This is a genomic window from Leptospira noguchii serovar Panama str. CZ214, from assembly GCF_000306255.2.
GTDB classification, from domain to species: Bacteria; Spirochaetota; Leptospiria; order Leptospirales; family Leptospiraceae; genus Leptospira; species Leptospira noguchii.
The window spans coordinates 20,292-46,807 of the sequence record NZ_AKWY02000031.1; the positions used below are offsets into that span (position 1 = coordinate 20,292).

27 protein-coding genes are annotated in these 26,516 nt (G+C 35.5%); 15 read left to right on the forward strand and 12 right to left on the reverse strand.

The window, feature by feature from the left end; genetic code table 11:
- Window positions 1–7: 7 nt before the first annotated feature.
- Both LEP1GSC059_RS15945 and LEP1GSC059_RS15950 read left to right on the forward strand, forming a co-directional pair.
- A complete protein-coding gene (locus LEP1GSC059_RS15945; protein WP_002176664.1) occupies window positions 8–562 on the forward strand; it encodes an HNH endonuclease in 555 nt (184 codons plus the stop codon).
- Window positions 559–1,056, forward strand: coding sequence for an LIC11661 family lipoprotein (locus LEP1GSC059_RS15950; protein ID WP_002176537.1), 498 nt, complete (start codon window positions 559–561; stop codon window positions 1,054–1,056). Before LEP1GSC059_RS15945 ends, LEP1GSC059_RS15950 begins: the two co-directional genes overlap by 4 nt.
- Here LEP1GSC059_RS15950 and LEP1GSC059_RS15955 read toward each other — a convergent pair.
- From LEP1GSC059_RS15955 to fliS, 3 genes are read right to left on the reverse strand one after another with little or no spacing between them, the layout of a single operon-like run.
- On the reverse strand, window positions 1,043–1,525 hold the full coding sequence (locus LEP1GSC059_RS15955; protein ID WP_017213571.1) for a J domain-containing protein: 483 nt from the start codon (window positions 1,523–1,525) through the stop codon (window positions 1,043–1,045). The genes LEP1GSC059_RS15950 and LEP1GSC059_RS15955 overlap by 14 nt on opposite strands.
- Window positions 1,519–1,926: a hypothetical protein gene (locus tag LEP1GSC059_RS15960; protein WP_017213572.1), complete on the reverse strand. Its 408-nt coding sequence runs from the start codon at window positions 1,924–1,926 to the stop codon at window positions 1,519–1,521. The genes LEP1GSC059_RS15955 and LEP1GSC059_RS15960 overlap by 7 nt, the downstream gene beginning before the upstream one ends.
- A gap of 3 nt (window positions 1,927–1,929) precedes the next feature.
- A complete protein-coding gene (fliS, locus tag LEP1GSC059_RS15965; protein ID WP_000050477.1) occupies window positions 1,930–2,382 on the reverse strand; it encodes a flagellar export chaperone FliS in 453 nt (150 codons plus the stop codon).
- 421 nt (window positions 2,383–2,803) lie between these two features.
- Between fliS and purN the strand changes: the two genes are divergently transcribed.
- The 6 genes from purN to LEP1GSC059_RS15995 all read left to right on the forward strand — a co-directional run bounded on the left by purN (window position 2,804) and on the right by LEP1GSC059_RS15995 (window position 7,595).
- The gene (gene purN, locus LEP1GSC059_RS15970) at window positions 2,804–3,430 is read left to right on the forward strand and encodes a phosphoribosylglycinamide formyltransferase (RefSeq protein WP_002176748.1); all 627 of its coding nucleotides are present in this window, start codon (window positions 2,804–2,806) and stop codon (window positions 3,428–3,430) included.
- A 3-nt stretch (window positions 3,431–3,433) separates the two neighbouring features.
- Complete coding sequence (gene purH, locus LEP1GSC059_RS15975) at window positions 3,434–4,969, forward strand: bifunctional phosphoribosylaminoimidazolecarboxamide formyltransferase/IMP cyclohydrolase (protein ID WP_017213574.1); 1,536 nt, start codon at window positions 3,434–3,436, stop codon at window positions 4,967–4,969.
- Window positions 4,970–4,971: 2 nt separating this feature from the next.
- On the forward strand, window positions 4,972–5,598 hold the full coding sequence (locus tag LEP1GSC059_RS15980) for a hypothetical protein (RefSeq protein WP_002176665.1): 627 nt from the start codon (window positions 4,972–4,974) through the stop codon (window positions 5,596–5,598).
- A gap of 30 nt (window positions 5,599–5,628) precedes the next feature.
- A complete protein-coding gene (locus tag LEP1GSC059_RS15985; protein WP_017213575.1) occupies window positions 5,629–6,363 on the forward strand; it encodes a hypothetical protein in 735 nt (244 codons plus the stop codon).
- Between the two features lie 136 nt (window positions 6,364–6,499).
- Window positions 6,500–7,144, forward strand: coding sequence for a fructose-6-phosphate aldolase (gene fsa, locus LEP1GSC059_RS15990; protein ID WP_000424879.1), 645 nt, complete (start codon window positions 6,500–6,502; stop codon window positions 7,142–7,144).
- Between the two features lie 202 nt (window positions 7,145–7,346).
- A complete protein-coding gene (locus tag LEP1GSC059_RS15995; RefSeq protein WP_017213576.1) occupies window positions 7,347–7,595 on the forward strand; it encodes a hypothetical protein in 249 nt (82 codons plus the stop codon).
- A 633-nt stretch (window positions 7,596–8,228) separates the two neighbouring features.
- Here LEP1GSC059_RS15995 and LEP1GSC059_RS16000 read toward each other — a convergent pair.
- From LEP1GSC059_RS16000 to LEP1GSC059_RS16010, 3 genes are read right to left on the reverse strand one after another with little or no spacing between them, the layout of a single operon-like run.
- Window positions 8,229–9,269: a DUF1574 domain-containing protein gene (locus LEP1GSC059_RS16000; protein WP_020981100.1), complete on the reverse strand. Its 1,041-nt coding sequence runs from the start codon at window positions 9,267–9,269 to the stop codon at window positions 8,229–8,231.
- 13 nt (window positions 9,270–9,282) lie between these two features.
- Window positions 9,283–10,701 carry an MBOAT family O-acyltransferase gene (locus LEP1GSC059_RS16005; RefSeq protein WP_020981067.1) on the reverse strand — a complete coding sequence of 473 codons (1,419 nt, stop codon included), beginning with the start codon at window positions 10,699–10,701 and terminating at the stop codon, window positions 9,283–9,285.
- Window positions 10,698–11,438: a pseudouridine synthase gene (locus LEP1GSC059_RS16010; protein WP_002176554.1), complete on the reverse strand. Its 741-nt coding sequence runs from the start codon at window positions 11,436–11,438 to the stop codon at window positions 10,698–10,700. Before LEP1GSC059_RS16010 ends, LEP1GSC059_RS16005 begins: the two co-directional genes overlap by 4 nt.
- Window positions 11,439–11,535: 97 nt before the next feature.
- Here LEP1GSC059_RS16010 and lipA point away from each other — a divergent pair, with 97 nt between their 5' ends.
- Together lipA and LEP1GSC059_RS16020 are read left to right on the forward strand one after the other, a co-directional pair.
- Window positions 11,536–12,441, forward strand: coding sequence for a lipoyl synthase (gene lipA / locus LEP1GSC059_RS16015; protein WP_002176601.1), 906 nt, complete (start codon window positions 11,536–11,538; stop codon window positions 12,439–12,441).
- Window positions 12,429–12,728, forward strand: a complete 300-nt coding sequence (locus tag LEP1GSC059_RS16020; RefSeq protein WP_002176548.1) for a hypothetical protein — start codon at window positions 12,429–12,431, stop codon at window positions 12,726–12,728. The genes lipA and LEP1GSC059_RS16020 overlap by 13 nt, the downstream gene beginning before the upstream one ends.
- Window positions 12,729–13,397: 669 nt before the next feature.
- Here LEP1GSC059_RS16020 and LEP1GSC059_RS16030 read toward each other — a convergent pair.
- Both LEP1GSC059_RS16030 and LEP1GSC059_RS16035 read right to left on the reverse strand, forming a co-directional pair.
- On the reverse strand, window positions 13,398–14,567 hold the full coding sequence (locus LEP1GSC059_RS16030) for a lipoprotein LipL45 (RefSeq protein ID WP_002176709.1): 1,170 nt from the start codon (window positions 14,565–14,567) through the stop codon (window positions 13,398–13,400).
- Between the two features lie 99 nt (window positions 14,568–14,666).
- On the reverse strand, window positions 14,667–16,007 hold the full coding sequence (locus LEP1GSC059_RS16035; protein WP_020981091.1) for a PQQ-dependent sugar dehydrogenase: 1,341 nt from the start codon (window positions 16,005–16,007) through the stop codon (window positions 14,667–14,669).
- A 596-nt stretch (window positions 16,008–16,603) separates the two neighbouring features.
- Here LEP1GSC059_RS16035 and LEP1GSC059_RS16040 point away from each other — a divergent pair.
- Window positions 16,604–17,914 carry a radical SAM protein gene (locus LEP1GSC059_RS16040; protein ID WP_020981071.1) on the forward strand — a complete coding sequence of 437 codons (1,311 nt, stop codon included), beginning with the start codon at window positions 16,604–16,606 and terminating at the stop codon, window positions 17,912–17,914.
- 136 nt (window positions 17,915–18,050) lie between these two features.
- Window positions 18,051–19,148, forward strand: coding sequence for a DNA alkylation repair protein (locus LEP1GSC059_RS16045; RefSeq protein ID WP_002176730.1), 1,098 nt, complete (start codon window positions 18,051–18,053; stop codon window positions 19,146–19,148).
- 674 nt (window positions 19,149–19,822) lie between these two features.
- On the opposite strand, the gene LEP1GSC059_RS16050 is transcribed toward LEP1GSC059_RS16045, so the two are convergent.
- From LEP1GSC059_RS16050 to LEP1GSC059_RS16060, 3 genes are read right to left on the reverse strand one after another with little or no spacing between them, the layout of a single operon-like run.
- Window positions 19,823–20,506 carry a TIGR00266 family protein gene (locus LEP1GSC059_RS16050; protein ID WP_002176632.1) on the reverse strand — a complete coding sequence of 228 codons (684 nt, stop codon included), beginning with the start codon at window positions 20,504–20,506 and terminating at the stop codon, window positions 19,823–19,825.
- Window positions 20,507–20,518: 12 nt separating this feature from the next.
- The gene (locus tag LEP1GSC059_RS16055; protein WP_002176593.1) at window positions 20,519–21,193 is read right to left on the reverse strand and encodes a TIGR00266 family protein; all 675 of its coding nucleotides are present in this window, start codon (window positions 21,191–21,193) and stop codon (window positions 20,519–20,521) included.
- 14 nt (window positions 21,194–21,207) lie between these two features.
- Window positions 21,208–21,873: a TIGR00266 family protein gene (locus LEP1GSC059_RS16060; RefSeq protein WP_002176668.1), complete on the reverse strand. Its 666-nt coding sequence runs from the start codon at window positions 21,871–21,873 to the stop codon at window positions 21,208–21,210.
- 82 nt (window positions 21,874–21,955) lie between these two features.
- Here LEP1GSC059_RS16060 and LEP1GSC059_RS16065 point away from each other — a divergent pair, with 82 nt between their 5' ends.
- The 3 genes from LEP1GSC059_RS16065 (at window position 21,956) to ptsP (ending at window position 25,839) form a co-directional block, all read left to right on the forward strand.
- Window positions 21,956–22,624: an SDR family oxidoreductase gene (locus LEP1GSC059_RS16065; RefSeq protein ID WP_017213583.1), complete on the forward strand. Its 669-nt coding sequence runs from the start codon at window positions 21,956–21,958 to the stop codon at window positions 22,622–22,624.
- Window positions 22,625–22,949: 325 nt separating this feature from the next.
- Window positions 22,950–23,963 carry a UDP-3-O-acyl-N-acetylglucosamine deacetylase gene (gene lpxC / locus LEP1GSC059_RS16070; RefSeq protein WP_155243460.1) on the forward strand — a complete coding sequence of 338 codons (1,014 nt, stop codon included), beginning with the start codon at window positions 22,950–22,952 and terminating at the stop codon, window positions 23,961–23,963.
- Between the two features lie 133 nt (window positions 23,964–24,096).
- The gene (ptsP, locus tag LEP1GSC059_RS16075; RefSeq protein ID WP_051058610.1) at window positions 24,097–25,839 is read left to right on the forward strand and encodes a phosphoenolpyruvate--protein phosphotransferase; all 1,743 of its coding nucleotides are present in this window, start codon (window positions 24,097–24,099) and stop codon (window positions 25,837–25,839) included.
- Here the strand turns inward: ptsP and LEP1GSC059_RS16080 are convergent.
- Window positions 25,836–26,516: an LIC11631 family protein gene (locus tag LEP1GSC059_RS16080; protein WP_002176727.1), complete on the reverse strand. Its 681-nt coding sequence runs from the start codon at window positions 26,514–26,516 to the stop codon at window positions 25,836–25,838. The genes ptsP and LEP1GSC059_RS16080 overlap by 4 nt on opposite strands.

Genomic DNA, 26,516 nt, shown 5'->3' on the forward strand with positions numbered 1-26,516 from the left:
ACCAGTTATGGACATTCTTGCGCAGCCGGTGCTTGTGCTGAATGCCGGTTACGTCCCCATTGGGATCCGGTCGGTCAAAGACGCCCTCATCCTAATTATTCTTGAAAAAGCGCAACTCATCAAGGATGATAAAAACCTTTTCATTCGATCCGAAAAACTAAGATTTACAGCACCTAGAATTATACTTTTAAGAGACTATTATAAAGTCCCTCCCAGAAAAGATAAAGTTTCTAGAGAAAACATATTCCAAAGAGATAATTATCACTGCGTCTATTGTGGTAAAAAATTTCCAAGTTCTAAACTTACATTGGATCACGTAATTCCTAGAAGTAGATGGGAGAACGTTCCCAAAAAAGAAAGACCCAAAGAATTCAATTCTTGGGAAAATTTAGTCGCGGCCTGCAAAAATTGCAACACCCGGAAGGGAAATAAACTTCTAGCAGAATTGAAGTGGAATTTACCGGAAGAAAATCGGGTGACACCTAAACTACGATTTCCACTCTTTTCAATAACAGATCAGCAGGCTGAAAAGTTTGGCTGGAGGGAGTATATTTCTTTTTGAAACGACTTTATTTTTTACTTATATTTACGATGTTTTTTCTTTTTATCGGATGTCCTCATTATTCTACTACACGTCTGATTTCCACTCCACCTACTTTGATCAGTATTGTACCTATTGCAACTGGATACGAACTCAGACTGAGAGCTGGAAACCCAGAACTTCTATTTGACGGTTATAAATTGTATGTGGGCAATACGGAATACAATTCTAGATTTCCAGCAGATCTAAATTCGGGAATCGAATGTATGAATGGAATTCTAAATATTTTACCAAATCAACCATTGGAATATTCTATCGAGTTGAGTCCCAACGAAGGTCCTTTAGCCGCAATCGGAACCGGAGAAAATACAAATCGAATCTGTAAAATGCAAGTTTCAGTAACTTCAGGTCAATATCTAACTCTACGTTCTCAGGTTTTGGTAGTCAGTATCACAAACGGAACCGCTACCGGTTTTGTTTTTTCCATGCCTTCCAATTCGCTCAGGGTTCCTTAAACCAAATCTCTATTTTTTCGAGGGTACGTTTTGAGTCAGCGACCCAAATACTCTGAGGATACAAAACGATCAATTCCTCAAATTTAGATTTGGAAATTTCAAGAGATTGTCTTAATTTACGCAGAGCGAAATTTTCATTTCCCTTTAAAAAAATAGGGTTTCCTTCAGTAATTTTATAATATTCGTGAATGGCAAAATCGTAAATTTCTCTAGCGTTCTTATAAATATTATAATCTTCTTGATTAGAATTTTTTGGCCCCGGAGAAACATTTGATTTTTGGAATGTTTTTTGTACTAAATAAGATTGAAGAACATCTCTGTATTCAATTAGTTCTTTAAATAGAGAATCGTTTGAAAATTCTCCCGTATCGGGATGGTATTTTTTAGAAAGAAAATAAAAACGTTCTTTTAGATCCTCTTCATTGAACCCAGGTTTTAAACCAAAGAACTCAAGCGCTCTTTCTAACAAGTCCCCGTTTTCCAATAGTCCTGTCTGAGATGGCGTTTTAATTGAATCTGAACTTGTACCTGATTCAATTCTTTCTGATATTCTTTTAGGGTTTCTTTCATCTTTTTTTCGGTTTGAGAATGTAGAAACCTGGACTCTTCCATCTTCTGGAATAGAACTTCTGTAAGTTCGATTAGTTGAGAAGTTTGTGGAACTGCCTCTTCCATCTTTTCTATCAAACGATCTAAAGAACAAAGTTGCTGGATCACTTTTAGATTAGAGTCTTCAATTTTTGTCGCACCTTCTCCGTCTCCAAAACCAAATACTTCAATTTGTCTTTTCTGGTTAGAAATCAATTGGTCTAAAAGTAAAATCTTATCTCGGTAAAGAACGATTAGATTTTGATCTGGATAATCCGACAAAATTCACCCCTGAATAGATAAGCCACTTCCACGATTAGAACTTTGGAAAGGCGCCGAAACAACATTCGATTTCTCTTTTTTCTCTATTTCTTCCCAAGCGGATTTTAGATCTTCCATATATTTAATAATTTCCTGGATGATTTCGGAATCCTTCTTCATATTTGCTTCTAGAAGGCGTTTTTTAATATAAACGTAAATTCCTAGGAGGTTGTTAGCCACTTCCCCACCTTGTTCTAAATTGAGCGCAAGCATAAGTTCGGTAACGATCTCTCCGGCTTTCAATATATGATTGTTTACCACATCGTATTTCCGGGGAGTATTATTCTCCAGAGCGATATTTAGAAAACGGATCGCACCGTCATAAAGCATGACGATCAGTTTTCCTTGACTGACAGTCGAGATTTCGTTGGATTTATATTGTTCAACGGTCGCTGTGGATTTTCTGGCAAGTGACATGTATCTCTCCTGAAATACTTTTCGACAAAAATGTTTGGCTCCTTAATGCTGGGTCTGAACATTCTTGCGGTTTCTTTCAAAACTTTAAACGGTTTTAAAAATTCGAAAACTAAAAAAGCGTAGAATTCATCCAAAAATCGTAACCAAAACCGTAAAATGTGGGAACTCTGAAATAATAAAAAATAACACCAAAACGTCTAAATCCTCCAAAGAGACTTAATTTGTTGGAACTATCGCATATTTTTACAAAGTTGCCGAAAGATCAGATTCAATTTCCTTTAACGTTCTGGGGCAAATTTTAACATCAACAATTCCATGAGCTTTTATCTCATTTGGTTAGACAAATTGTCGCTTAAAGTTTTCCAAACTGCATTTTTTTACGAATTCGAAAACGATTCGATTTTATACGGATAAAATTCTATTGGCAACTCTGTTTACAAAAACTAAAAAAAAGATCGTATTTTTAGCTTCCGGAAGAGGTTCCAATCTCAGAGCGGTTTTACAAAACATCAAAACGGGAAAGATTCCAGGAACTGCACAAACACTGATTTGCGACAATCCAGATGCCAAGTCTTTAGAAATTGCCCAAGAGTTCGAACTTACTTCTCAAGTCATAAACTTCTCTTCCTTTTCAGATAAATCGGAATATCATACAAAACTTTTTCAACTTCTTTTAGAAATCAAACCAGACCTTATCGTGACCGCAGGTTATATGAGGATTCTTAAGAACCAAATTGTTCAAACGTTTTCAAATCGAATCATCAACATTCACCCATCTCTCTTGCCCGCCTTTCCAGGTTTAAACGCACAAAAACAAGCCTTGGAATATGGAGTTAAGATTGCTGGTTGCACCGCCCATTTTATAGATGAAGGCGTAGACTCAGGTCCAATCATTCTACAAGGAGTCGTGAAAATCGAAGAAGGAATGACGGAAAGAGATTTGACTTTAGAGATTCTTAAAGAGGAACATAAAATACTACCACTCGCGGTTCAATACTTTTGCGAAGATAGACTTACGATTCAAAATAGAAAGGTAAAAATTAGATAAATAATGATACAAATCAAAAGAGCCCTCATCTCCGTCAGCGATAAATCCGGTATAGTGGAATTTGCACAGTTTCTCAATCAAAACGGAGTGGAAATTATCTCCACAGGTGGAACTTTAAAACTTTTTAAAGACAACGGAATTGCAGCCATAGCAATCGATGATTACACAGGTTTTCCAGAAATTTTAGATGGAAGAGTGAAAACCCTTCATCCTAAAGTTCATGGAGGTTTGTTAGGTGTAATTTCCAATCCGGCTCATAAACAAAAAATGGAAGAATTAAAAATTCCTAAAATAGATTTAGTCGTAGTCAACTTATATCCTTTTTTAAAAACCGTTTCTAAACCAGAAGTTCAACTCGAAGAAGCAATCGAAAACATAGATATAGGCGGACCTTCTATGATTCGAAGCGCCGCTAAAAATTATAAACATACTTTAGTGCTCACCGATCCGAACGACTACAAAGAAGTTCAAAATCTAATTTCTTCCGATGGAATTTCTGAAGAAGTTTCCGCGGGTTATATGAGAAAAGCGTTCTCTCATACTGCAATGTATGATACTGCAATTTCTTCTTGGTTCCATAAACGATCTGGAGAAGTTTTCCCAGATGTTCTCAATCTTTCTTTTATTAAAAAACAAAAACTGAGATATGGTGAAAATCCCCACCAAGCCGCAGCGTTCTACGAACCACTTTTTGTAAAAAGCGACTTTTCGCCTTTGCAAGGAAAAGAGTTATCGTTTAACAACATGTTAGATTTTGATGCGGCTTTTCATATTTCTAGTCTTCTTCCAGAAAATACAGTATGTATCATTAAACATCTCAATCCATGTGGAATCGCCTACGCAGACGATCCATTAGAAGCCTTTCAACTTGCAAGAAGAACTGATCCTATTTCTGCATTCGGAGGAGTCATTGGAATTAAGGGACAAGTAAACGGAGAACTTGCCACTTTGATCACCGAAAACTTTGTAGAAGGAGTGATTGCTCAAAAATTCACTCCAGAGGCTCTTGAACTATTTTCTAAAAAACCAAATATTCGTTTAATAGAAATTCAAGATTTCAAAGAAGCTCTTGACGAATTAGATTTAAGACCGATCCATCACGGTTTACTGATACAAGATAGAGACTATACAACAATCACCGAAAAAGATTTAAAAGTAGTCACTAAAAAACAACCTTCTCCCGATGATATTCGTGGTTTGATGTTTGCTTGGTCTTGTGTTCGTTTTATTAAGTCCAATGCAATCGTTTATACAGAAGAAAACGCAACTCTCGGAATTGGAGCGGGGCAAATGTCCAGAGTCGACTCAGTGCAGTTAGGCGCCAACAAAGCATTGAACGTAGGTCTTTCCGTAGTAGGTTCTTATGTTGCAAGCGATGCATTCTTTCCATTCCGAGACGGAATTGATGCTTTGGCAAAAGCGGGAGCAAAAGCGATCATCCAACCCGGTGGATCTGTTCGAGACACAGAAGTAATTCAAGCTGCAGATGAACACGGATTGATTATGGTTTTTACTGGAATGAGGCACTTTAGACACTAATTATGGAATTTCTACTCTATCTAATCTTTTTCGGAATCGTTTTGGTATTACTCATTTTAGCGAGTTATTACTTTAAACTTCTATTTCTATCTGGAAGAGAATCTTTCGATAAATTAGAGTTAGTCGACTGGATACGAATTATCCCGGACGAGTTTATTAAACTTTTGGAATCCGATGGAAGTCTACAATACGCTGCAATTGCATTTTTTGTTTCTGCATTTGTTTCCTACCTTTGGACACTTTTAGGAGGAATGATAGGCGCACCTCATTACGCGGACTCATTTGGAAATTATTTTTTTCTATCTTTTCTATTACCTGTGACCCTACTCACTACGTATGGAATTCTTGTAGAGCTGATTTTGAAAGATCTTCCTTCTACAAATCCAAATCATTTTTTAGTTCGATTTTTAGAACAGGAAGTCGCCATTTTAAGCGGGTGTTCTATTTCGGTAATTGCGTCTAATCTTGCGGTTTATGGATTATTCCATGAAATTTCGTTTTTATTCGTTTTTCCGAATATATCTATCATTTCTGTTTTACTCGTTTTACGTTGGAATGGAAAAGTAAAGATTGGAGGAATCCAATTTTCAGGTTCGAAAAACCGTTCCTTCCAAGAAGATTCTGAATGAATTTCCCTAAAAACTGCCGATAGGTAGAATATGAGAATTTTTGCACTTCTACTTTTTTCCATTCTGATTCCTACAACTGTACTTTTTGCACAACTTCCGGACGAAACCTCAACGCCAAATCGGAGACAACCGACCAACACAACACAACAAGCAATCAATTTATTAGAAGGGTTCGCAGAATCTTCGTGGGGAGAAAGTTATGCAAACTTACGCGAAAAATTTTTATCTCTTTCCACCAATCCGCAAAACGACGAAAAGGTGGAAATCGTCTACGAAGACAAAGAAAAAACTCTTCTGATTCGTAGAAATGGAATTTTATATTCTTATCGTTTTTATTCTACTCCTAAAATTGTAACCGAATCCAGACCCAAAGACCAAAGACAACCAGTCACTACTGAAAATAAATCAGAGATGGAAGAAGAAAATCATTCTTCTCCTGGAGTTTTATTTTCCGTCGGAGTTTTATTTCGTTATCTTCCCGGCAAAGAAGTGCAACAGAAACTAGAACAAAAATACGGAAAACCTAAAAAAGAATCTTTGGCAGAGAATAAAATCGGAGGAGCCGTTCTTTGGGAAAAAACAGATGAAAAACAATCCCCTCCCAAAGGTGGTTATGTGATTCAATGGAAAGAAGCATATAAAAAAATGCCTTTTACCAGAAGAGTAGATTATTTCAGTTCTTCTATTAAATTTCAGATTGAAAAAGAATACAAAGAATTTTTCAGTGCGGAAGAAATCAAAACTCTTCGAGATTTGATTCCATAAACTTTTATATAACCGTAAAGAATAACACTGAACGATTTCAAATAGACTCAATTTGTCTGTAGTATAATAATTCTATTGACTCCACCTAGCTTTCCTCAAATGTTATAAGCACATTCTATTTTTATGGAGCTTATATATGGAATTATATCTAGATACGGCAAACGTAGATGAAATCAAAGAAATAGCATCTTATGGACTTGTAGACGGAGTTACCACCAACCCTTCTCTGATCGCAAAGTCTGGAAGAAGTTTTAAAGAAGTAATCAAAGAAATTTGTTCGATCGTTTCCGGTCCGGTGAGCGCAGAAGTGCTTTCTACAAAATTTGACGGTATGATGAAAGAAGCACTCGAACTCGTGGAAATCGCTGAAAACGTAGTGATCAAGGTTCCTTTAATTCCAGAAGGCCTTAAAACGGTCGTAGAATTAACAAAAAGAAATATTCCTACAAATGTAACCCTTTGTTTTTCCGCCCCTCAAGCTTTACTTGCAGCAAAAGCGGGAGCTACTTTTATTTCTCCGTTTATCGGTAGAGTAGACGATACGAGTTGGGATGGAATGGAACTCATTTCCGAAATCAGAGAAATTTACGATAACTACGGATATGATACTAGAATTTTAGCTGCCTCCATTCGTGGTCCAATACATTTAAAAGAATCCGCTCTTAGAGGAGCCGACTGCGCGACTATGCCCCATTCCGCATTTTTACAACTTTTCAAACATCCGTTAACCGACATCGGATTAGAAAAATTTTTAGAAGATTCTAAAAAACTAAAGTGGTAATTAAACAAAACGCACGATTTTAAAATTTTCTAAATCGTGCGAATTTTACGGTCGTTATTTTTATCTAATAAACAAAATACAATATCCATTTTTGTTTTAAACCAAAGCTGAGTTCCCAAATCGAACTTTAGAATTTTAAGAAGAAAAAAGAACCGATCATGAGTATTGAATATAACTGTTTCACTCGGCTACAACGGAGCAGATGCAAATTTTAAAAACTTTCATTTTGAAAAATGGAAATTATAAACTTTCAGAAACGTCCCTGCAAAATGAATTCAATACGACGTTTTTTACTAACGACAAACTTTCAGAAATACAAATTCTTCAGACCGACCAACAACTCATCGTTTCTTTTCGAAATTCCACTCGCTCTATTCGAAAAGAATTCTTAAATCAGATCGCTTTTAATTTTAGGCAGCAAAAAATTGATTTTGCTTTTGAAGAAATTTAACAAATTTATACGAAATAATTTACTTTATATAACGTAAGAAAACTTGAGCAAATCCGGCTGCCAGAAGCAGCCGGACCGGGCTCTCAGCTATGGTCAATAAATTGAATAAAAGAAACATAATACAATAATTTTGTCTTTAGTTCCAATTTATTGACCCTAAAACGCGACCCATAGGAAGCGTTTTGCTGAGTTAACGCGACCCATAGGAAGCGTTTTGCTGAGTTAACGCGACCCATAGGAAGCGTTTTGCTGAGTTAACGCGACCCATAGGAAGCGTTTTGCTGAGTTAACGCGACCCATAGGAAGCGTTTTGCTGAGTTAACGCGACCCATAGGAAGCGTTTTGCTGAGTTAACGCGACCCGAGAAACTCAGCGAATGCCTCTCTAAGGATCGGCATTCAGGAGAGAGTTTTGCTTTAGTTCATTCATCGATCCCTTTCGCATTATATCGAATTCATATTATATAAAATTTTTTGTAAAATCATGATTTGCAGTAATTCCTACATATAAGGAATCGATTTGTAAAATTTAAATCCAACTTATTTCAGAAAAATGAATCATGGATTTTTTAAGCCGAACTTACATTAATTTAAAGTAATAAAATTTTTTATGTGCAAACACAGAAATCAAAATTTAATGTAATAATATTTTTTTAAAACCGTAATAATCGTCTATCATCAATTTCATAGATTCTAAAAAACACATAATCGATTGATGGGACGCATCGTAAAATAAATTACAAGAAGTTTGTGTATTTAGATCCACAGGAACGGCTGAATAACGTTTTGCAAGATTTTCAATTTTAGGCCACCAGATTTTTTCCATTTCTAATTCATAATAACGTTTTCGATACGTTTCATAAACCTTTGGCCAAATGAGATAAACTTTTACATCATTTTCTTTTGCCAGTTTCAAAAATTGTTCCACAAAAAAGAACTGGGTCGATCCAAGAATAAACGTAGAAAGATATAAATTTCGGATTCTCGCCGCGTCTTTTTCCAAACGATCAGGATCGTTTACAAAAGTAGTATAAGCAAATTGTTCCCCGCGTTTTAAATTCAATACCATATAATCAGTGTTAAATGCAGAATTGTATTCAGAAAGTTTTTTCTCCTGAAATCTTTTTATAAAAAGTTTTAGATCCGGATTAATTCGCCTAACAGCAAAAAGACGATCTAAAAACAACTTCTTACGATCTTCAAACGGAATCTGATCCATATACTTAAGTAAAAATTCGTCGTCCGCTCCGTATTTTAAAAACGGATCGTAAAAAATTCCCTTGGTATCGTCAAAACCTTCCGGACTCACTACATAAAATACTAATTTAGGTTTTAGGCCCTGTTTGATAATTTTCTCAAACCAATAAAGACCATAAGCCGGAACCGCTTGAGGACCCGAAAAATTATACAACACCCAATCTTTTTGCAATTTCTGTTCGATTCCCATAGAGGAATATGGATAAGCCCTAGAATCTCCAAAAGCAAGCGCCAAAGATTTACCTTCTAAATCTTTATCCAAAATCAACTTTTCAAAAAGCGATTTTCTTTGAGTATAATAGACTGTATTTCCAGCTTGAATAAAATTTTTTCGAAAATATTCGAGAGTAAATACTTTATCTAAACAAAACACAAACCCAAGAAATAAAATGGGATAATAGATATAAATTTTTTTCATCAATTAGAATCCGTTAAAATCTAGAGTAAAAAAAGTCTGCATTCCCTGCATTCATTCCAACCATAATAAAAAGGATCAAAAGTCCTAAAATCGGTAAAAGTCCAGCCTTCCATTTTTCTGGAACCGAATATTTTTCTGGCCATTCCTCTGAAACATGAAAGAAAAATAAGAAAAACAGCATATACATTCCGGTTTCAAGTCCAGTTAAAGATTGTCCTTTTTGGAACGTCAAAATTCTTACAATAGAAGAAATTGCAGAATTAAAATTCGGAGTAAAAAAGAAAGTCCAAGAAATGGAATATACTAAAAGCACAAATAGATAACGTAAAACCGGCTTTACATACGGAATTTCTGGAAATACCTTCCAGTTTCGAACCTCAAACAATCTTTCTAAAGAAAGATAAATCCCTGTGAGTAAACCCCAAATTAAAAAATTTAAATTAGCTCCGTGCCAAAGTCCGCCTAACATAAACGTTACGATTAAGTTAATTGAGGTTCTAAATTCGCCTTTTCTAGATCCACCTAACGGAATATAAATATAATCCCGTATCCAAAGAGAAAACGTTAAATGCCATCTACGCCATAAGTCTCCAAAATTTTGAAAGAAAAATGGCGCCTTAAAGTTTTCGGGTAATTCAAATCCAATCAACTTTCCGATTCCTCGCGCCATATCAGTAAGTCCCGAAAAGTCAAAGTAAAGATTAGCCGCAAAAAGAAAACAAGTCAGTAAAAGTGCAACCCCTGAATAGTCTTTTGGAGATAAAAATGCAGGCGCAATCAAAGGAAGAATCGCAGCCGATAACAGTCCTTTTTTAACCAGGCCTCTTAAAAAAAGCCATAAACCGTCTATCAATTTAGAAGAAGTCATTGTAGGATTTTCAAATTGTTTTCTAACTTGATCAAATCTTAGAATCGGTCCTGCAATCATCACCGGAAAGAAAAAGATAAAAGAAAAAAATCCGGTTATAGAAACCTTTCTATCAAAACCTTCCCGTTTAGAATCCACCGCAAAAGAAATCAATTGAAACGTGTAATAACTGATCGTTGCCGGAAGAATCACTTCGAATCCTGTTAAATTCAACAAGGCAGAAAATTTAGAATCCAGGGACGTTTTTTCTTGAAACAACGGAATCGAAAATACAAAACCTATAAACTCCATAAGTAGATAAAAATATTTGAATAAACCTAAATTCAAAAGATTGAATATAACGACAGATTTTACGTACCAAAATTTTTCATAAAAAAATCTGTACAAACACCAATTCATTAGAACGACTAAAGTAAGATGAAATAAAAAATTTAAACTGAATATGGAATAAAAAAATGCAGACCCAAGGATCAAAAGATACTTTCTACCCATTTCTGGAATATTCCAGTAGATCAGATAAAACACTAAAAAAAATAAAAGAAATTCAATGCTGATAAAGTTCATTTCCAAATTCCAGTTTCGGTCAGAAGATATTGCCCTTCTTCCAAATTAAATTTTTCTAATTCTAGTCGACCAATTCGAATTCTTTGAAGATCGACCACACTCGCCCTAAGACAGTGAAACATCCTTCTGATCTGTCTTTTTTTTCCTTCCTCAAGAATTACTCGATACATACATTTTTTTCCGGGGACTAGTTTAACCATCTTTGCATGTAGAATTTCCCCTGCATCCAAAATCCCTTTTTGAAAAGCGGCTTGAATCAACGTTTCTCCCGGGTCGTATTTTAAAGTCACGAGATATTCTTTTTCTGAACCGTTGGAAGGATGTGTAATCTTTTGGGCCAATTCACCGTCGTTGGTTAAGATCAAAAGTCCTCTCGAATTGAGATCTAGACGTCCTGCAATTTTAAAATTTTTATAAGTAGAAGGCAAAATGGAAAAAATCGTTTTTTCGTGAAAACGATCTGCATGAGAACAAAGATACCCGATAGGCTTATTAAAAATTAGAATCTTTTTAGGTTCTACAATCGGTTTTACTACATCTCCTAAATAAGAAACCACGTCCGTTTCAGGATCGATCTTGGTTCCCAAATTTGTCACTCGTTTGCCGTTGATCTCTATCAAACCCTTTTGAATCAGTTCCTCCGTTTTTCTACGAGAACCAAGACCACAATCCGCAAGAAAACGATTCAATCGAATCTCTAAATGCCGCATATATTCTTCCATTTCAGAAAGATTCAAAAAATCTTCTACCTAAAACTTTCGTTGACCGGTTTTACAAATATTTAAGGATAGAAGCAAAGACTTTGCCGTTTACCAGGCAAAAAGTATTGAATGTATGAATCCTCTTAAAAAAAAACCTCGTACTCATTCTTTTCAAAATGCTCCTGAAAAACCGGATTGGCTCAAGGTAAAACTTAGTTTCCCCGATCCAAAAAATAACTCGGTCGCAATTGTAAGAGATTCTCTAAAAGAAAAAAAACTCAATACGGTTTGCGAAAGTGCTTCGTGTCCAAACCTAAATCACTGTTGGTCCAGAAAAACGGCAACTTATATGTTAGGTGGAGATATTTGTACAAGACGTTGTTCGTATTGTGATGTAGCTTCTGGAAAACCTTTTCCTCTTGATCCAGAAGAACCTAAAAGAGTGGCAGAATCTTCGATCGCTTTAGGTCTCAAACACGTAGTTATTACCGCAGTCAATAGGGACGATCTTGAAGACGGAGGTGCAACTCATTTTGCAAAAACAGTAAAAGAGATTCGTAAAGTACTTCCAGATTGTAAGATAGAACTTTTGATTCCAGATCTGAAGGTAAAACAAGAAGCTTTAGAAATCATCTTCGAATGTAATCCAGACGTATTCAATCATAACTTAGAAACTGTAAAAAGACTTTTTCCGGAAGTAGCTCCTCAAAAAAGATACGAACGTTCTTTAGACGTTTTGAGAATTGCTTCCCAAAAAGGTTTTTTGACAAAAAGTGGTTTGATTTTGGGTATGGGAGAAACTTTAAAAGAAGTAAAAGAATGCATGCAAGATCTTGCAAGTGTCGGAGTTTCCCTTTTGACACTGGGACAGTATTTACAACCGACCCCAACCCATCTTCCCGTAAAAGAATACATAGCTCCCCAAGTATTTAAAGATTTACGAATATACGGAAAGTCCATCGGCTTTAAGGGAGTTTTTTCGGGACCCCTTGTAAGAAGTTCTTATCACGCGGACGAGCAAATTCCATGGAACCAATAGAAAGTTCTCACTTAGGCCCACCTTCCGAAGAAATTAAAAAACTTATTTATCATTCCATAATTCGATTTCTTTCTAACAGAGAAACTCAAATCAGCAGATCTGAAATTAAAGAACTTTTAGAAAAAACAATCAATTTGATTCCAGATTTGAAAGCTCATTGGGCAGAAATCAATCGATTTGGAAAAAATAAAATGATCCTTTATTGGCAAAAAAAAGTTATGCTTATCGATATGGAAGAAATTCTAGAATCAATTGATTTTCTCTGGAACCAGAGATTCGAAGTTTAAAAGTTGAGTTTCATTTTTATAATAGAATTACTAAAAAATTAATCTTTCTTTTTTGATTAAAATGAATAGATGATACATTTCACTATTACATTCTCATAAAATTGAATATCTAAACGCTTATTATAAAACGTAGTCTAACGTAAATTTAATGTAATCCAATGCAAAAACTAACCAATTAAATTGAAACAAAGACGAAATATTGCATTACGTTTCTTTCATACAATTCATTCACTGGAACTAAAAAACACGCCTCGGCAATACCAGATTCTCTCCAATTTTTCTTATGTTGAATCCACATTGCGAAAGTGTAAACTATTTATGAGCACTTTATGATGTAGTTCTGGAATAACGAATCAGCTCTATAAAATCAAAGAGAATTTTCGTTCAATTTTATTGTATGATATTTTTGAGAAGAAAGAACGATTCAAAAAATTGCAAGTGGACAAAAAATACGCAAACAGCGGAAGTTTTTGGTAATACTTCAAAAAGGATTCATTCCAGCAAATTTTAGAATAGAGTTAGCTCAGATCAACAAAACTACTTCAATCGATAGTTTCCATGAAATGGAAACTGATAGAGACTCATTTTTTAACCACTCTAATGTACAAAGAAAAACTCGAGTTTTTCAACCCGAGTTTTTTCCACCAGAGTAAATTTCAGTCTCTGTTATCAGAATTTAGCTTTTGTTTGGAAGTCATAAATTACTTCTTGAACATCAGCTTGATTGATCTTTTTGATTCCTTGTTCTGTATGAACGATCATTGTTGATCCTTGTTGATCTACAATAGCACCGATCATAGAAGATCCATCCATCATAATAATCTTTTCGATTCTTTCGTAATAGTTTACGATATCTTTGCTGGACTTCAGTTCTTTGGGAGCAGAGATCAATACTTGTTTGAATTTCTTAGCCTCTTCTTCTTGACGAGCTGCTACTTCACTTTCTAATTTTTTTCTCTCAGCTTCTAAGGCGGCGGCTTTTTGTTCGTCAACTTTTCCTGAAGATTCTTCATTCAGTCGAACCATCTTTTCCGTAGTATCCTTATCTACGGTTACAATCGTACGAATTTCTTCTTCTTCCTTCTTAGAAATCCCAGAATTATCCAATTTTTTCACAACGCTGGTAATGTTCTTTTCACTGATCTTAGAAGTATCTTTTACATCCAAAGATTTTTCATCCGCCTTTACTACGGAAGCTTGGTTTTTCTCCAAAACGATCTCTGAAGAAGCAACGGTTTGCTGGATCTTTTTCAGTTCGTCATTCTTTGCAATTTCTTCATCGCTCAATCCTTCTAAAACCACAACACGTGGAGCCACTGCCACTGCTCCGTCTAAAACTTTCACAACTGCTTTGTCTGATTTAGATCTGTCTACGATAAAGGAAGTTCCCCTCACACCAGCGATGGCAGTTGGAGTAACCACCGAAAACTGATCTTCTTTCGAAGCCTTGTTAACTTTTGCAAAAACTTTTCCAGAAACAAGTGCAAGTCTTGTATCTGAATTGCCGTGGGAATTGATGGAAAGCGCGTCAAAGTCGATAACCGAATTTTCGGAAATTCGAATTGCAGATCCATCCGCAAATTGGATGTCAATTTTAGACTTTTGTTTTGTACTAACTTTATCCCCAGTTTTTAAACTCGCGCCTAAAGCAGCTTTTTCTTCGGTTAAATCCGCGTGAAGAATTTTAGCTTCTCCTACGCTGAATACAACAACGGCGGAAGGACTATTTCCTTTACTAGTAGCAGCTGCCTTGGAACTTTCGGTAGGTTTCTTACAAGCGTTAAACACGAGAAAACTAGTGGTCAATACGCTTGAGAAAACGATTAAGAACTTCTTCATACCCATTTTCCTTAAGATTGGATTGATAACAGAACTGCGGTGGGGCAGCCTCTATCTATTGTTTCTCAACAAGCAATAGAATCATTTTTCGCAAATCTTTCAATTTTTTTTTATTATACGAAAGATATTTCCTGAACCAAAGTCGGTAAAATATACCTCTCCGGATATATCTTGACCAAAAGTACTGATTTGAAACGGAATCTGCATAACCAATTCATTAGAAATTTTTTTACCGTTTTTTTGTTTTAAAGCCCAGATTTTACCGGTTACAAAATCTCCGTATAGATAGAAACCTACAAGTTTTGGTATTTCCTTTCCTCTGTACACATAACCACCCGTAATCGATTGACCTTCCTCTCTAGAATATTCATGAATTGGATCGATTAAAGAATTTTCTATACAATCTGGGTTGTTTTTAAAACAATGAAACCCTTCTCGAATGTTCCAACCATAATTACCTCCCTTTTGAATCAGATCGATTTCTTCAAATTCGTTTTGTCCTACATCGGCTAAATACAGTTCACCGGTAAGTTTATCGAAAGAAAATCTCCAAGGATTTCGAAAACCATAACTCCAAATTTCGGGTAAAAAACCGGGACGATGTACAAATGGATTGTCCTCCGGAACTTTATAAGCAGCTCCTGAGTCGTGTGGATTAGGAAGAATTCGTAATAATTTACCTAAAAATGTACCTGGATTTTGTCCGTTTTTATACGGATCGTTTGCCCCTCCTCCGTCTCCAAAACCTACGTACAGTTTTCGATCTGGACCAAACGCGAGTTGTCCTCCGTTATGATTCGAATAGGGTTGTTCCAACTTTAATATTATTCTTTTTGAATGTTCAATTTTTTGAACTAAATGATCTTTCCATTCAAATTCTAAAATTTTAGAATAATCTTTACCTCCTTCTTTTACGATTACATTTACAAAAAACTTAGAATCCGTTTGAAAATCCGGAGAAAACGCAAGACCTAAAAGTCCTTCTTCAGAACGAGTTTCTATCTGGCCCGTAAAATCGGCTCTAAGAGTTTTGATCTTTGTAGTTAAATCAATCTCTATCAACTTTCCTCTTTTTTCCAAAACGATCATTCGTTTTGAATCTCCCGGAAAAAATTGGATATCCGTTGGTTCCTGAAATCCATCTGCAACCAGAACGTATCCGATTTTCGTTTTTACGATATTTCCTTTAAATTGTTTATTCTTTGCGATCAATGAAGAATCAAACGTAAAAATAGAAACAACCCAGAATAAAAGAATCGTTAAAAACATTTTGAAACAGAAACCCAATCGGATAAAACGAGTTATAAAATTTTCAAGATTGTAAAAAAATTTAAACAGTAACGACAACAAGATCGATCGGAACTTCCATTTTGAGAGAAAAAATTTAGAAGAATCAATTCTAAAAAAATCAGAAAGAAAAGAATCACCCATCTGAAACATGATATTGATTCGCGTATTTTTCTACAAATGAGTCAATTTGAATTTAGAAAATTAGTCTTCATTTCGCGGGTTTTAAAGTTTTAATAAAAAGTGTGAATGTGAGCTTTCACAGAAACCGTTATATCGAAGGATCTATAATTTTTTAGCATTCTTTTATTATTATCACGAGCCTACGTTTAAATTATAAATTTGTGAGAGCTCCTAAAAATTAAGTCGCATCATAAATTTTTAAATTTATTTTTTGTGGTTCGAGCCGGGGAGTTACATTTATTTCTTACGGAAAAATCAGGTTTTTTATAAAACAAATCTCTTACGCCCTTGCTCGCGTTATATCATAGGAATTCATCTAAATGATTGCCTTTTGAAGAAAACCCACAACTCACCACTAAATATAGTAGTCAAAATATCCAGTTTTGCTCAAACGAAATAGACATGTGGAAACGGTTCAGAACTATACAACAAAAATACCTAATCTTTTATTCTAAAATGGTTTTTGGGATAAAAGCTGAAAACGCTTAATTTTATAGAGATCAGTGATAAAGCTCCTAAAAAACTGCGTGTCATTTCAGTATCTTCAGGGAAAATGTCGAATCGAGATGGAAGTTACAAATTCAGTTCGCCAAGTTTCTACTATTTCGCTTTTAGAAGAAATGGAAAAAAAATATAAATCCATTCCGATCGAAGCAATTGTTAAACAAGATATTCTTAGACAAGGAATTCATTTTCTCAAAGAAGTTTTTGAAATAACCGATCCTTATAAAACCAAAGATTATTTTATATTCTCTTTTGATCATATTCCTCTTTCCGAACTGGGAGAAGTAAAAGCTCCCGAAGAGATCAAAGTTTCTGGTGGTCATTTTGATCTGCTTCCTACAGTCATCTCAACTCGGAATAATCTAAATTCTCCTTACAAAGTAAAAAAATCTTCAGATGGCAAACCGGCTCTTTATCTTGGAGAAACTTTTTTAGGAGATTTGGAATTTCCTCCTCTTCCTGCTTGGTATCGTCATAAAACTAAAAACGGAAAAATCCCGGGAGAAATTGCACCTGTAATCGAATGGGGTTATTTAATTTATCTTACGGTTTTTAGAAACTGTCAGTATTTTGGTAAGGAAGAAGAATGTGCTTACTGTGACATTAATCATAACTATCGTCAGCAAAAAAATGCCGGGCGCCCTTATACAGGTGTTAAAGATATAGAAGATATTTTAGAAGTTTTATCTTGGATTGATTCGGAAGATGATACAGCAAAAGTTTATACAATTACCGGTGGAAGTGTGATTACTTCCTTAAAGAAAAAAAATGAAATTGATTTTTATCTAGATTATGCACAAGCGATCGAATCTAAATTTCCGGGCAGATGGATGGGTAAAATTGTTTCTCAAGCTTGGGAAATAGAAGACTGTAAAAAATTTAAAGATGCAGGAATCCAAGTCTATCATCCTAACTACGAAGTTTGGGACAAAAATTTATTTCAAAAGATATGTCCTGGTAAGGAAGCTTATATTGGAAGAGACAATTGGATTCGCAGAGTTGTAGATTCTGCAGAAGTGTTTGGTCCTTCTTACGTGATTCCAAACTTTGTAGGTGGAGTAGAACTTTCTAAACCGTATGGATTTTCAACTGTTGCGGAGGCAATCACCTCTACAGGCGAAGGTTTGGATTTTTTTATGTCCAAAGGTATCATGCCTCGATTTACAGCTTGGTGCCCCGAACCATATACAACGTTAGGAACACAAGCAGGCCCTCCTTTAGAATATTTTTGCGAACTTTTGACCGTATGGAAGACTACATTCGAAAAATATAATTTACCAGTTCCTCCAGGTTACGGCGAACCAGGTCCCGGAAAAGCGGTATTTTCCGTTTCTGCTTTTATGGACGTAATCGGCTATCCAGGTAGAAATTAAAAACATACGAGCCTGTTCCAAATTTAAGATTAGATCCTAGAACAAATCCTAAACTCAAAAGCATTCATAAATTTGAATATTCTATATCGGCTTTATCTACTAAGAACGGATTTTTAAAATTTTCTGAATCTTTTTTATGCCTGATTTACTCAAAGATTTATATTCAAAAAATGTGTTAGAAAGAATTGCAATTTCTTTTTCACAAGAAATTCCTTCCGTTTCCGAAAGGGAATGGATTCAAAAATTTAAACAAAACGATTGGAAACAACTCGAACTAAAACAAAGGATTCGAAGAATCGGAGAAGTTTTAGCGGAAGTATTACCGAAACCATTTTCCAAAAGTCTTCTTAAAATTACGGATTCTCTTGAAAAGTCTTTTGAGGGAAAGGAAGTTTTTCTTACAATTTTTTTGGGGGACGTAGTTGAAATACTTGGGATCGATTACCCCAAAGAATCAATGCAAGTAATAGAAAGAATTACGAAATTAGTCTCTTGCGAATTTTCGATTCGTCCTTTTTTAATCCGACATCCAGAACTCACTTGGAAACAAATGTTGGAGTGGTCCTCTCATGAACATCCGGGCGTTCGTAGATTGTCCTCAGAAGGAAGTAGACCAAGACTACCCTGGGGAATGGGAATTCCAGGTTTAAAACAAACTCCTGAAAAAACATTTCCGATATTGGAGAACTTAAAAGACGACAAAGATGAAGTTGTGCGAAGAAGTGTAGCAAATCATTTAAACGATATTTCTAAAGATCATCCAGATTTAGTTTTAAAAATCGCACAAAGATGGATAGGATTTTCGAAAGAAAGAGATTTACTTTTAAAACACGCGTTACGCGGTCTTTTAAAATCTGGAAATTCAAAAGCCCTTGCAATTTTTGAATTTAATTCCGACGTAAAAGTAAAAATTTCAAATCTAAAATTAAAATCTAAAATTGTCAAAATCGGAAAAGACCTTTCTTTCAGTTTTACTGTCCGATCAGAACAATCAAAACAAATCCGTCTTAGGATCGAATATAAAATTCAATACGCAAAAATTTCCGGAAAAACTTCCAAAAAAGTTTTTCAAATAGAAGAACGACTTTTTCAACCTAACGAATCCGCTTCTTATCAAAAAAAACAATCGTTTAAACAAATGACAACTAGAGTTCACATTCCTGGAAAGCACGTTTTGGAAATACATATCAACGGAGTTGCTAAATCTAAAATCGATTTTCAGGTAATTGCTTAATATAGTTAACGTGAGTTTGGTGTAAGGAATTTATTTTTCTGAAAAAGTTGGATTTGGATTTTATAGATCAATTCCTAAAATGTGGAAACTCATACAAAAAATAAATGTTTTAAAATTTATAATGTGACTTAATTTGTGGGAACTATCACAAATTGCAATTTTACGAACTAATTCTAAAATTGCAGAATTTCACATTTTTGAAAAACCCTTTCTCATTTTCTCCATGAACCTACGTTAGTTAAATGTAAGAAAATGAGAAAAGACTTAACTAAAGAAAATAGTTCAAAGGAATCGGAATAAATTTAAAAATGAGATCTACAGTAACGACTGCAAATTTACTTTCAAATTTAAGAATAAAAGAATTTTCTAAACATTAGAATTATTGAAAATTCATTCTCCATCTGTTTCATGGAAACAGCCGACTAAAAAAGTTTTGTTAATTTGAATTTTTCAACAACTCTATTAAAAATAAAAAATCTCACATTTTTTATTTAGACTTGTACCAAAATCTCAAAGAATTTTACGCGATTATTCTTTAAAAATTTTTAATAAAATGCAGTAGTTCCTACAAATTAAATCGCATTTGGCAATTTGCGAACTTTAAGCAGTTCTAATGTTATTCAATTTTCGTAGCAGTTCCCACATTGGATGGTCTTGCTCTTAGATGAAGAAAATCAATCAGAAGAAGAGGACTTTTCCACTCTTCTCCATTGATTGGCCCAAGCCACAAATGAATTTTGATTTCTAGATTGAATGTATAATTTGCCACTTCCGGAAAACACCGCTACTAAACCTTCTCCACTGAGAAAAAGAGACTTTAGTCCTCCTACTTTTTGAATCGTATAATCCAAAGTTCCTTCAAACCCTACAATATGTCCGGTGTCCACTACATACTGTCCGTTTACGTCGATTGTATGAATTGCGCCAAAACTTGAAAAAAACAAATCCCCAGCTCCGCTAACTTTTAAAAAGAACAGACCTTCCCCGGAAAAAAAACCTTTAAATCCTCCCCATTTGCTATCAATTGAAAGAGACTCGGAACCAGCTACGTAGGCTCCTCGGCTCAGGATCAGATCTTCTCCGTTCATTTTGCGGTATTCAATATCTCCTTGAGTTGAACTTGTCAAAAAAAGGGTTCCGGTTCCACCTTCCGATTTAAACGTATTTTGAAAAAAAGATTCACCACCCAATAACGCTCGTTTTGCGGAAGCAAAAATTCCACCTTCCGCTTTTGTAACCATTTTGACAGTGGGGCTCATTGCAACCATCGCACCTGATTCAGCGCGTATTGATTCTCCGTCATTCAACTGAACTTGAATGATAGGAAAATCAGGTTTTAATAATATTTCGTGTTTCAAGATTTTTCTCCCTTATCTTTTGATCGGAGGTAATTGATTTCTAAACCAACTTCCCAAAGAAGGAACGTTTCTAGACTGAATCCAAACCTTTCCTTTTCCTTTAAAACGCGCCACAAATCCCTCCCCACCTAAAAAGAAAGACTTCCAACCGCCAAACTTAGTCATCTCGTAATTTAAACCTTCTTCGAAGGCTACGATATGTCCGGTGTCTACGATCATTTCTCCATCTATATTCAACAAATCGATTCCGCCATAACTCGAAATTAAAAGAAGACCGTTTCCGGAAAGTCGAAGAAAAAATAAAGATTCTCCGCTGATAAACCCTTTGAGTCCTTGGAACTTTGTATCCATTTCAATGTTCGGCGAAGATGCAAGAAAAGAACTGGATTGAACATAAACCGTTCCGGACAATTCAATTCTTTCCACGTCGCCCGGAAGAGTTGGTGCGAGTAATACTTCTCCACTTCCTGAAGAAGCAGTAAAAGTATTCATCCAAAAAGATTCCCCACCTAAAAAAGCCGTTTTTAAACTTTTAAAAAAACCACCTTGTTGTGCCTTATGAGTTTGAATCGTAATTCCGGAACTCATAGACATCATCGAACCGGATTCCGCTTTGATGGATTCTCCTCCATTTAAAAGAACCTTTGCAAAACTATAGGACGGTTTACTAATAATTTCAATATTCATAATATTCCTTTTTATTAATTAGGAAGAAGAGCTGTAAGCCAAGATAAAAATCCGGAAGGAACCCTTGTTTGGATCAAAACTCTTCCATGACCGGTAAATTCCATAACCAACCCTTCTCCTCCAAAAAGAGTGGACTTCCAACTTCCTCCCGCCTTTGCAATTTTATACTGAAGACTTTTATCGAATGCAACTATATGCCCCGTGTCTATCGTATAAGATCCTTGAACGTCTATCGGTATAATTCCACCATATGCGTTTAAGAATAATTTTCCATTTCCAATTGCTTCTAAAAGAAAAATTCCTTCCCCACCTAAAAAGGAACGGATTCCTCCGAACATAGGTTTTATCGAAATCGTTTCATCCGATGCAAGATACGCACCTGATTCTACAATGAGTCCAGTATCTGTAAGATCCACTCCGACCAAATCACCTGGAAGTTCAGGAGCCAGTCCAATTTCTCCTCCCGTCACAGTAGCTTTGAAAACATTAAAGAAAAAAGATTCCCCACCAAAAAATCTTCTAGAGATTGCAGATAAAAAACCACTCCCCATCTTTGTTTCGACATCGATTCCAGGAGTCATATAAACCATAGCACCTGCTTCTGCTTTGATAGTTTGACCCGGTGATAGTTTTACTTTTAAAAAAGAATACGAAGGTTTGTGAATGATCTCGTAATTCATAGAAGCAGTAATGTAAATAAATTAAGTTAAACGTCAATCGAAAAGTACTTTTAGAACAAATCCATATTGTTAAGTTTAGAATATGACTCAAAGAAACGTTTTAATTACTGGCTCTAATCGAGGAATTGGTTTGGAACTTACTAAACAATTTCTTTCTCAAGGAGATCAAGTTTTTGCTTTGTGTAGAAAATCTTCCTCTGATCTAATCCACTTAAAACCGACACGCATCATCGAAGGTATGGACGTTTTAAATTCCAACTCGATCCAGGATTTACCTTCTAAACTTTTAGATACAAAGATAGATATACTTATAAATAATGCAGGAATATTAATCCCGGACAACTTACAAAGCTTAGACGAAGAAAACGTTTTCACTCAATTTTTAGTAAACGCTTTAGGACCTCTGAAAGTAGTCAAAGTTTTGCTTTCTTCTTTGAAACAAAATGCAAAGTTAATTTTCTTAACGAGTAGAATGGGTTCGATTGCAGACAATAGCTCCGGATCTTATTATGGATACCGTGCTTCCAAAGCAGCACTGAACGCAATCGCAGTCAGTTTAGCTAAAGATTTAAGTCCTCGAGGAATTTCGATTGGAATCTTTCATCCTGGAATGGTGGCCACTCGGATGAGCGGCGAACAAGGAATCTCTACAACCGAAAGCGTTGAAGGTTTAATCAAACGAATTGAATCCTTGAACTTGCACAACTCAGGAAAGTTTTTTCATCAGAATGGAGAAGAACTTCCTTGGTAAAATGGGAAACTCTCACAATTTCAAGATTTTACAGATTCATTTCTGAAAATGTGGGAACTCACAATTTGAGGTTTATACTTTGGAAGAATAATTTCTATCTTTAAAAACCCATAAACTTATTTAAATCTCGGTTTAGTTTGATAAAATCCAGATCAATGCAATGAGACTATAACCTGTGGCCCTTGAGCTACACAGTTGTAAAAATGAGACAGAATAAAATAGATGGGACCTGAATTATGTCTGATTGGGCCCAAATCAATGAGTAGAAACACCTAAAAAAACCAATTTTCATAGATCGTTTGGCATAGAGTTTGCTTAATAGTAAATTGAGAGTTTCGATTTTCTCTCTAAAAACAGGGTTAAAAACGAACTTCGAATCCTAAATAGGCCGTCTTTTAGATGGAACATTATTGGAAATCGAGAATTTAAAACTATGAAAGAAATTCTATATAGAAGATCAATACAAGATACAGTTAGAATCAAAGGAATCGGGCTTCATTCCGGCAAAGAAGTCAATCTAATCGCCCATCCCGCTCCGTCTGGAACAGGAATCATTTTTGAATATCGAAAAGGTTTAGAAAAAGCATCCATTTCGGCCGAACTCAGTAATGTAGTAGATACCAGCAACGCTACCACATTAGGAGATGGAATCCATAAAATCCAAACCGTAGAACACCTTTTAGCTGCGGTTTATGCACTTGGTTTGACAGATTTAATTCTGGAAATAGACGCAGTAGAAGTTCCAATCATGGACGGTTCCTCCCTTCCCTTTCTACAAGCACTTGAATCGGCAGGAGTCATAGAATACCCCGAAATCGTAGAACCTATTTATATCCAAAGTCCTCTTTGGGTCGTAGATGGAGACAAATATCTGGTTTTGCTTCCAAGCGATGAACTTAAAGTAACCTATACGATAGACTTTAATCATCCTCTACTCAAAGGACAAAGTATCACGGTTTCTTTAGATAGAGAAAAAATCAAACAGGAGATCCTACCTGCAAGAACCTTTGGTTTTTTAAAAGACGTAGAAGCGCTCCAAGCCAGAGGACTTGCCATGGGTGGTTCTTTAGACAACGCAATTGTACTAACACAAGACGGTTATTTAAACCAACAACTCCGTTTTGAAAATGAATGTGTTCGTCATAAAATCCTGGACCTTTTTGGAGATATTTCCATCGCAGGCCGTCCGATTATAGGACATTATTTAGCTTCTAAAGCGGGACACGCATTGGATATTTCTATGGCTAAATTGGTAATGAGCAATGTTACCGGAGACGAAATCAGCAAATACAAAAGCCGTAGAATACCATTATTCAAAAGAAAAGCGGTCGTTGTTTAAACGTTGTAATCTAGTCACTCCAATATTTCATCGAATCTAAGTCTTTTTTATTCATTCTATTTCTGACTCAGAAAAGAATTGTCAGATTCGTCTTTTGGTGAATTCTGTAGTTGAGTTTGAAACTCGTTTTAGAATGATCCCTTCCAAACGTACAGTTTTTCCAGGAATCACAGCCTTTCCGGGGAAACTATACGGTAAGGTCTTAAAAACCGGAAAAAGAAGAAATACCATTCTTACAGGAACCTACGTTCACGAGTCTGAAAAAGAAACTGAAGTAGAAAAGTTCTCTGTCGCTTTAGAAGAAAGTCTTCATAGTTTAAGAATTTTGATTACCTCTCTGGAAACTTCCGGACCGGATCAAAAAGAAATTCAAGAAATCTTAGAAACACAGGCTATGATTTGTTCGGATCCTAGTCTTGCAACCTCAGTTCGAAAAAGAATCTTAGAACTTGGAGAAAATGCAATCTTAGCGGTTCAAAACGTCACTCATGAAATTTCTGAAAAATTCAAAGCCATGGAAAATGAATTCTTCCGAGAAAGAGTAGATCATTTTCAAGACGTTTCTAATCGATTGATTGAATTTATCGCAGGTAAAAAAGAGGAAGATTCTTTTCTATCCGGTTTAAAGGAAGATTTGATCTTAGTCGCAAGAGAACTTACACCTTCTCAAATGATTCTCATGGATAAAACTCGGATCCGTGGAATCGCAACCGATTTAGGTGGAAAAACCGGGCACATGGCAATTTTAGCCAGGAACTATGGAATCCCTACGATCGTAGGGCTGAAAGATTTTTCCTCTCACATCAAAGATAACGAATTCATATTTTTAGACGCAGAATCTGGAAACGTAATTCGTTTTCCTACCCTTGAAGAAGTAAAATACTACGGGTTTTCTTCTTCTTATCCCACAGAAGAAAACGAAACCAAAAAAATAAGAGCTGTAACCAAAGACGGAATTAGAGTTAGAATCAAATGTAATTTAGAAACAGAATTAGATTGTGAGCAAGCAATCAAGTCTGGTGCAGAAGGTGTAGGACTTTTTAGGAGTGAGTCTTTATTTTTAAAATATCAGGATAGTAACGTTTCCGGAGAAGAGCAGTTCCTTGCTTATAAAGCAATTGCGGAAGGAATGCAAGATAAACCTGTAATTATCCGTACGTTTGACATTGGAGCCGATAAATTTTCAACGGGAGAACTGGAAGAAAATCCTTTTTTAGGAAATCGAGGAATAAGATATTCTTTATCCAACCCAGAATGGTATTCTGAACAACTAACGGCGATTTTGCGAGCATCTGCTTTTGGAAATGTAAGTATATTACTACCTATGATTACCGGTCCTGTAGAAATTACCCGCACACGAAAACTTTTAGAAGAATGCAAACGTAAGTTGAACTCAAAAAAAGAAAGGTACAATAAAAAAATTAAAATCGGTGCCATGATTGAAACCCCTGCAGCAGTTGCAGCCTTAGATCTAATTGCAAGAGAAGCCGATTTTTTTTCCGTAGGAACAAACGATTTACTTCAATACATCATGGCGGTTGACAGAAACAATATTCACGTTTCTTCTCTATACAATCCGTATCATATCTCTTTTTTAAGAGCTTTGATTCGAATCGTGGAAGTTTCGAGAGATTACGATAAACCTCTTAGTCTCTGCGGAGAACTCGCGTCGGATACTGATTTTACTATTTTTTTAGTTGGGATCGGTATCCGTGAACTTTCGGTTTCGATTCCTTTTTTAAATCCGATTCGAAAGATCATTCGAACGATTTCATTACATCAGGCTGGAATCTTGGTAAAAAAGATTTTAGAACTTTCCGAACAAGAAAATTATGAAAGTATCGAAGCGTTCCTTTTTAGCAAACACTTGAGTTAAAACTTTTCAATTTCTAACATCAAAAACACAAAAGAATCCCAAATTCTTTCCTTCCCTTGAAAAAAAACCGGTCCCAAACTTTCTTTTTCTTTTTTTAAACATAGATAAGAATGTTTCCCAGTTCTTAAGTAAAATTTTCCAGCCTTTCCAGAAAGAAGTTGTATCAGATGTTTTAAAAGTTTTGGAAGATTTTTTTCTTCTTCCGGAAGAACAACCCCCGCGATTAAAATTTCTCGATTCTCAAAATGACCTTCTAAGGCAAACGCTTGCGGATTCCATTCTTCAAATAACATCTTTTCATACGTAGCAAGGACTGGATTTAAAATTGGATGAATTATAGAATTTATTTTCATCGGAAATTCTTTTCCGAAAACTTTCGGAATGAAACCCTTGGTTTGAAATAAATTTAAATGTTCAAATTCATCGATTTTGGAAAGTCCTAGAACAAATCCTGGGCTGAATCCTTGTGCAATAATCTTTTGCTCACAACGAACTGATAACGCGGCCCTCATACAAAAAAAACCCAAATTGAATGGCGAAAATTGAATCAATTTGGAAAAATCCCAAACCTCGTTCTCTCTCAAAGGGGAAAGATATAGATTGTCGAGAGCATATAAATCTCCGTGTCCGGAAGGCGAAAATACAGAATGCTTTTGGGTTTCTTGTTTGCCGGTCAT

Bases quoted from the DNA above. Each gene is read 5' to 3' on its own strand.
- LEP1GSC059_RS16045 (WP_002176730.1), top strand. From the start codon at position 18,051: ATGCCTGATTTACTCAAAGATTTATATTCAAAAAATGTGTTAGAAAGA.
- LEP1GSC059_RS16065 (WP_017213583.1), top strand. From the start codon at position 21,956: ATGACTCAAAGAAACGTTTTAATTACTGGCTCTAATCGAGGAATTGGT.
- LEP1GSC059_RS16040 (WP_020981071.1), top strand. From the start codon at position 16,604: ATGGAAGTTACAAATTCAGTTCGCCAAGTTTCTACTATTTCGCTTTTA.
- fsa (WP_000424879.1), top strand. From the start codon at position 6,500: ATGGAATTATATCTAGATACGGCAAACGTAGATGAAATCAAAGAAATA.
- LEP1GSC059_RS15945 (WP_002176664.1), top strand. From the start codon at position 8: ATGGACATTCTTGCGCAGCCGGTGCTTGTGCTGAATGCCGGTTACGTC.
- LEP1GSC059_RS16020 (WP_002176548.1), top strand. From the start codon at position 12,429: ATGGAACCAATAGAAAGTTCTCACTTAGGCCCACCTTCCGAAGAAATT.
- LEP1GSC059_RS15985 (WP_017213575.1), top strand. From the start codon at position 5,629: ATGAGAATTTTTGCACTTCTACTTTTTTCCATTCTGATTCCTACAACT.
- LEP1GSC059_RS16030 (WP_002176709.1), bottom strand. From the start codon at position 14,567: ATGAAGAAGTTCTTAATCGTTTTCTCAAGCGTATTGACCACTAGTTTT.
- LEP1GSC059_RS16005 (WP_020981067.1), bottom strand. From the start codon at position 10,701: ATGAACTTTATCAGCATTGAATTTCTTTTATTTTTTTTAGTGTTTTAT.
- LEP1GSC059_RS15980 (WP_002176665.1), top strand. From the start codon at position 4,972: ATGGAATTTCTACTCTATCTAATCTTTTTCGGAATCGTTTTGGTATTA.
- LEP1GSC059_RS16000 (WP_020981100.1), bottom strand. From the start codon at position 9,269: ATGAAAAAAATTTATATCTATTATCCCATTTTATTTCTTGGGTTTGTG.
- fliS (WP_000050477.1), bottom strand. From the start codon at position 2,382: ATGTCACTTGCCAGAAAATCCACAGCGACCGTTGAACAATATAAATCC.
- ptsP (WP_051058610.1), top strand. From the start codon at position 24,097: ATGATCCCTTCCAAACGTACAGTTTTTCCAGGAATCACAGCCTTTCCG.
- LEP1GSC059_RS16055 (WP_002176593.1), bottom strand. From the start codon at position 21,193: ATGAATATTGAAATTATTAGTAAACCGTCCTATAGTTTTGCAAAGGTT.
- lipA (WP_002176601.1), top strand. From the start codon at position 11,536: ATGAATCCTCTTAAAAAAAAACCTCGTACTCATTCTTTTCAAAATGCT.
- purH (WP_017213574.1), top strand. From the start codon at position 3,434: ATGATACAAATCAAAAGAGCCCTCATCTCCGTCAGCGATAAATCCGGT.
- LEP1GSC059_RS16035 (WP_020981091.1), bottom strand. From the start codon at position 16,007: ATGTTTCAGATGGGTGATTCTTTTCTTTCTGATTTTTTTAGAATTGAT.
- LEP1GSC059_RS16080 (WP_002176727.1), bottom strand. From the start codon at position 26,516: ATGACCGGCAAACAAGAAACCCAAAAGCATTCTGTATTTTCGCCTTCC.
- LEP1GSC059_RS16060 (WP_002176668.1), bottom strand. From the start codon at position 21,873: ATGAATTACGAGATCATTCACAAACCTTCGTATTCTTTTTTAAAAGTA.
- LEP1GSC059_RS15995 (WP_017213576.1), top strand. From the start codon at position 7,347: ATGCAAATTTTAAAAACTTTCATTTTGAAAAATGGAAATTATAAACTT.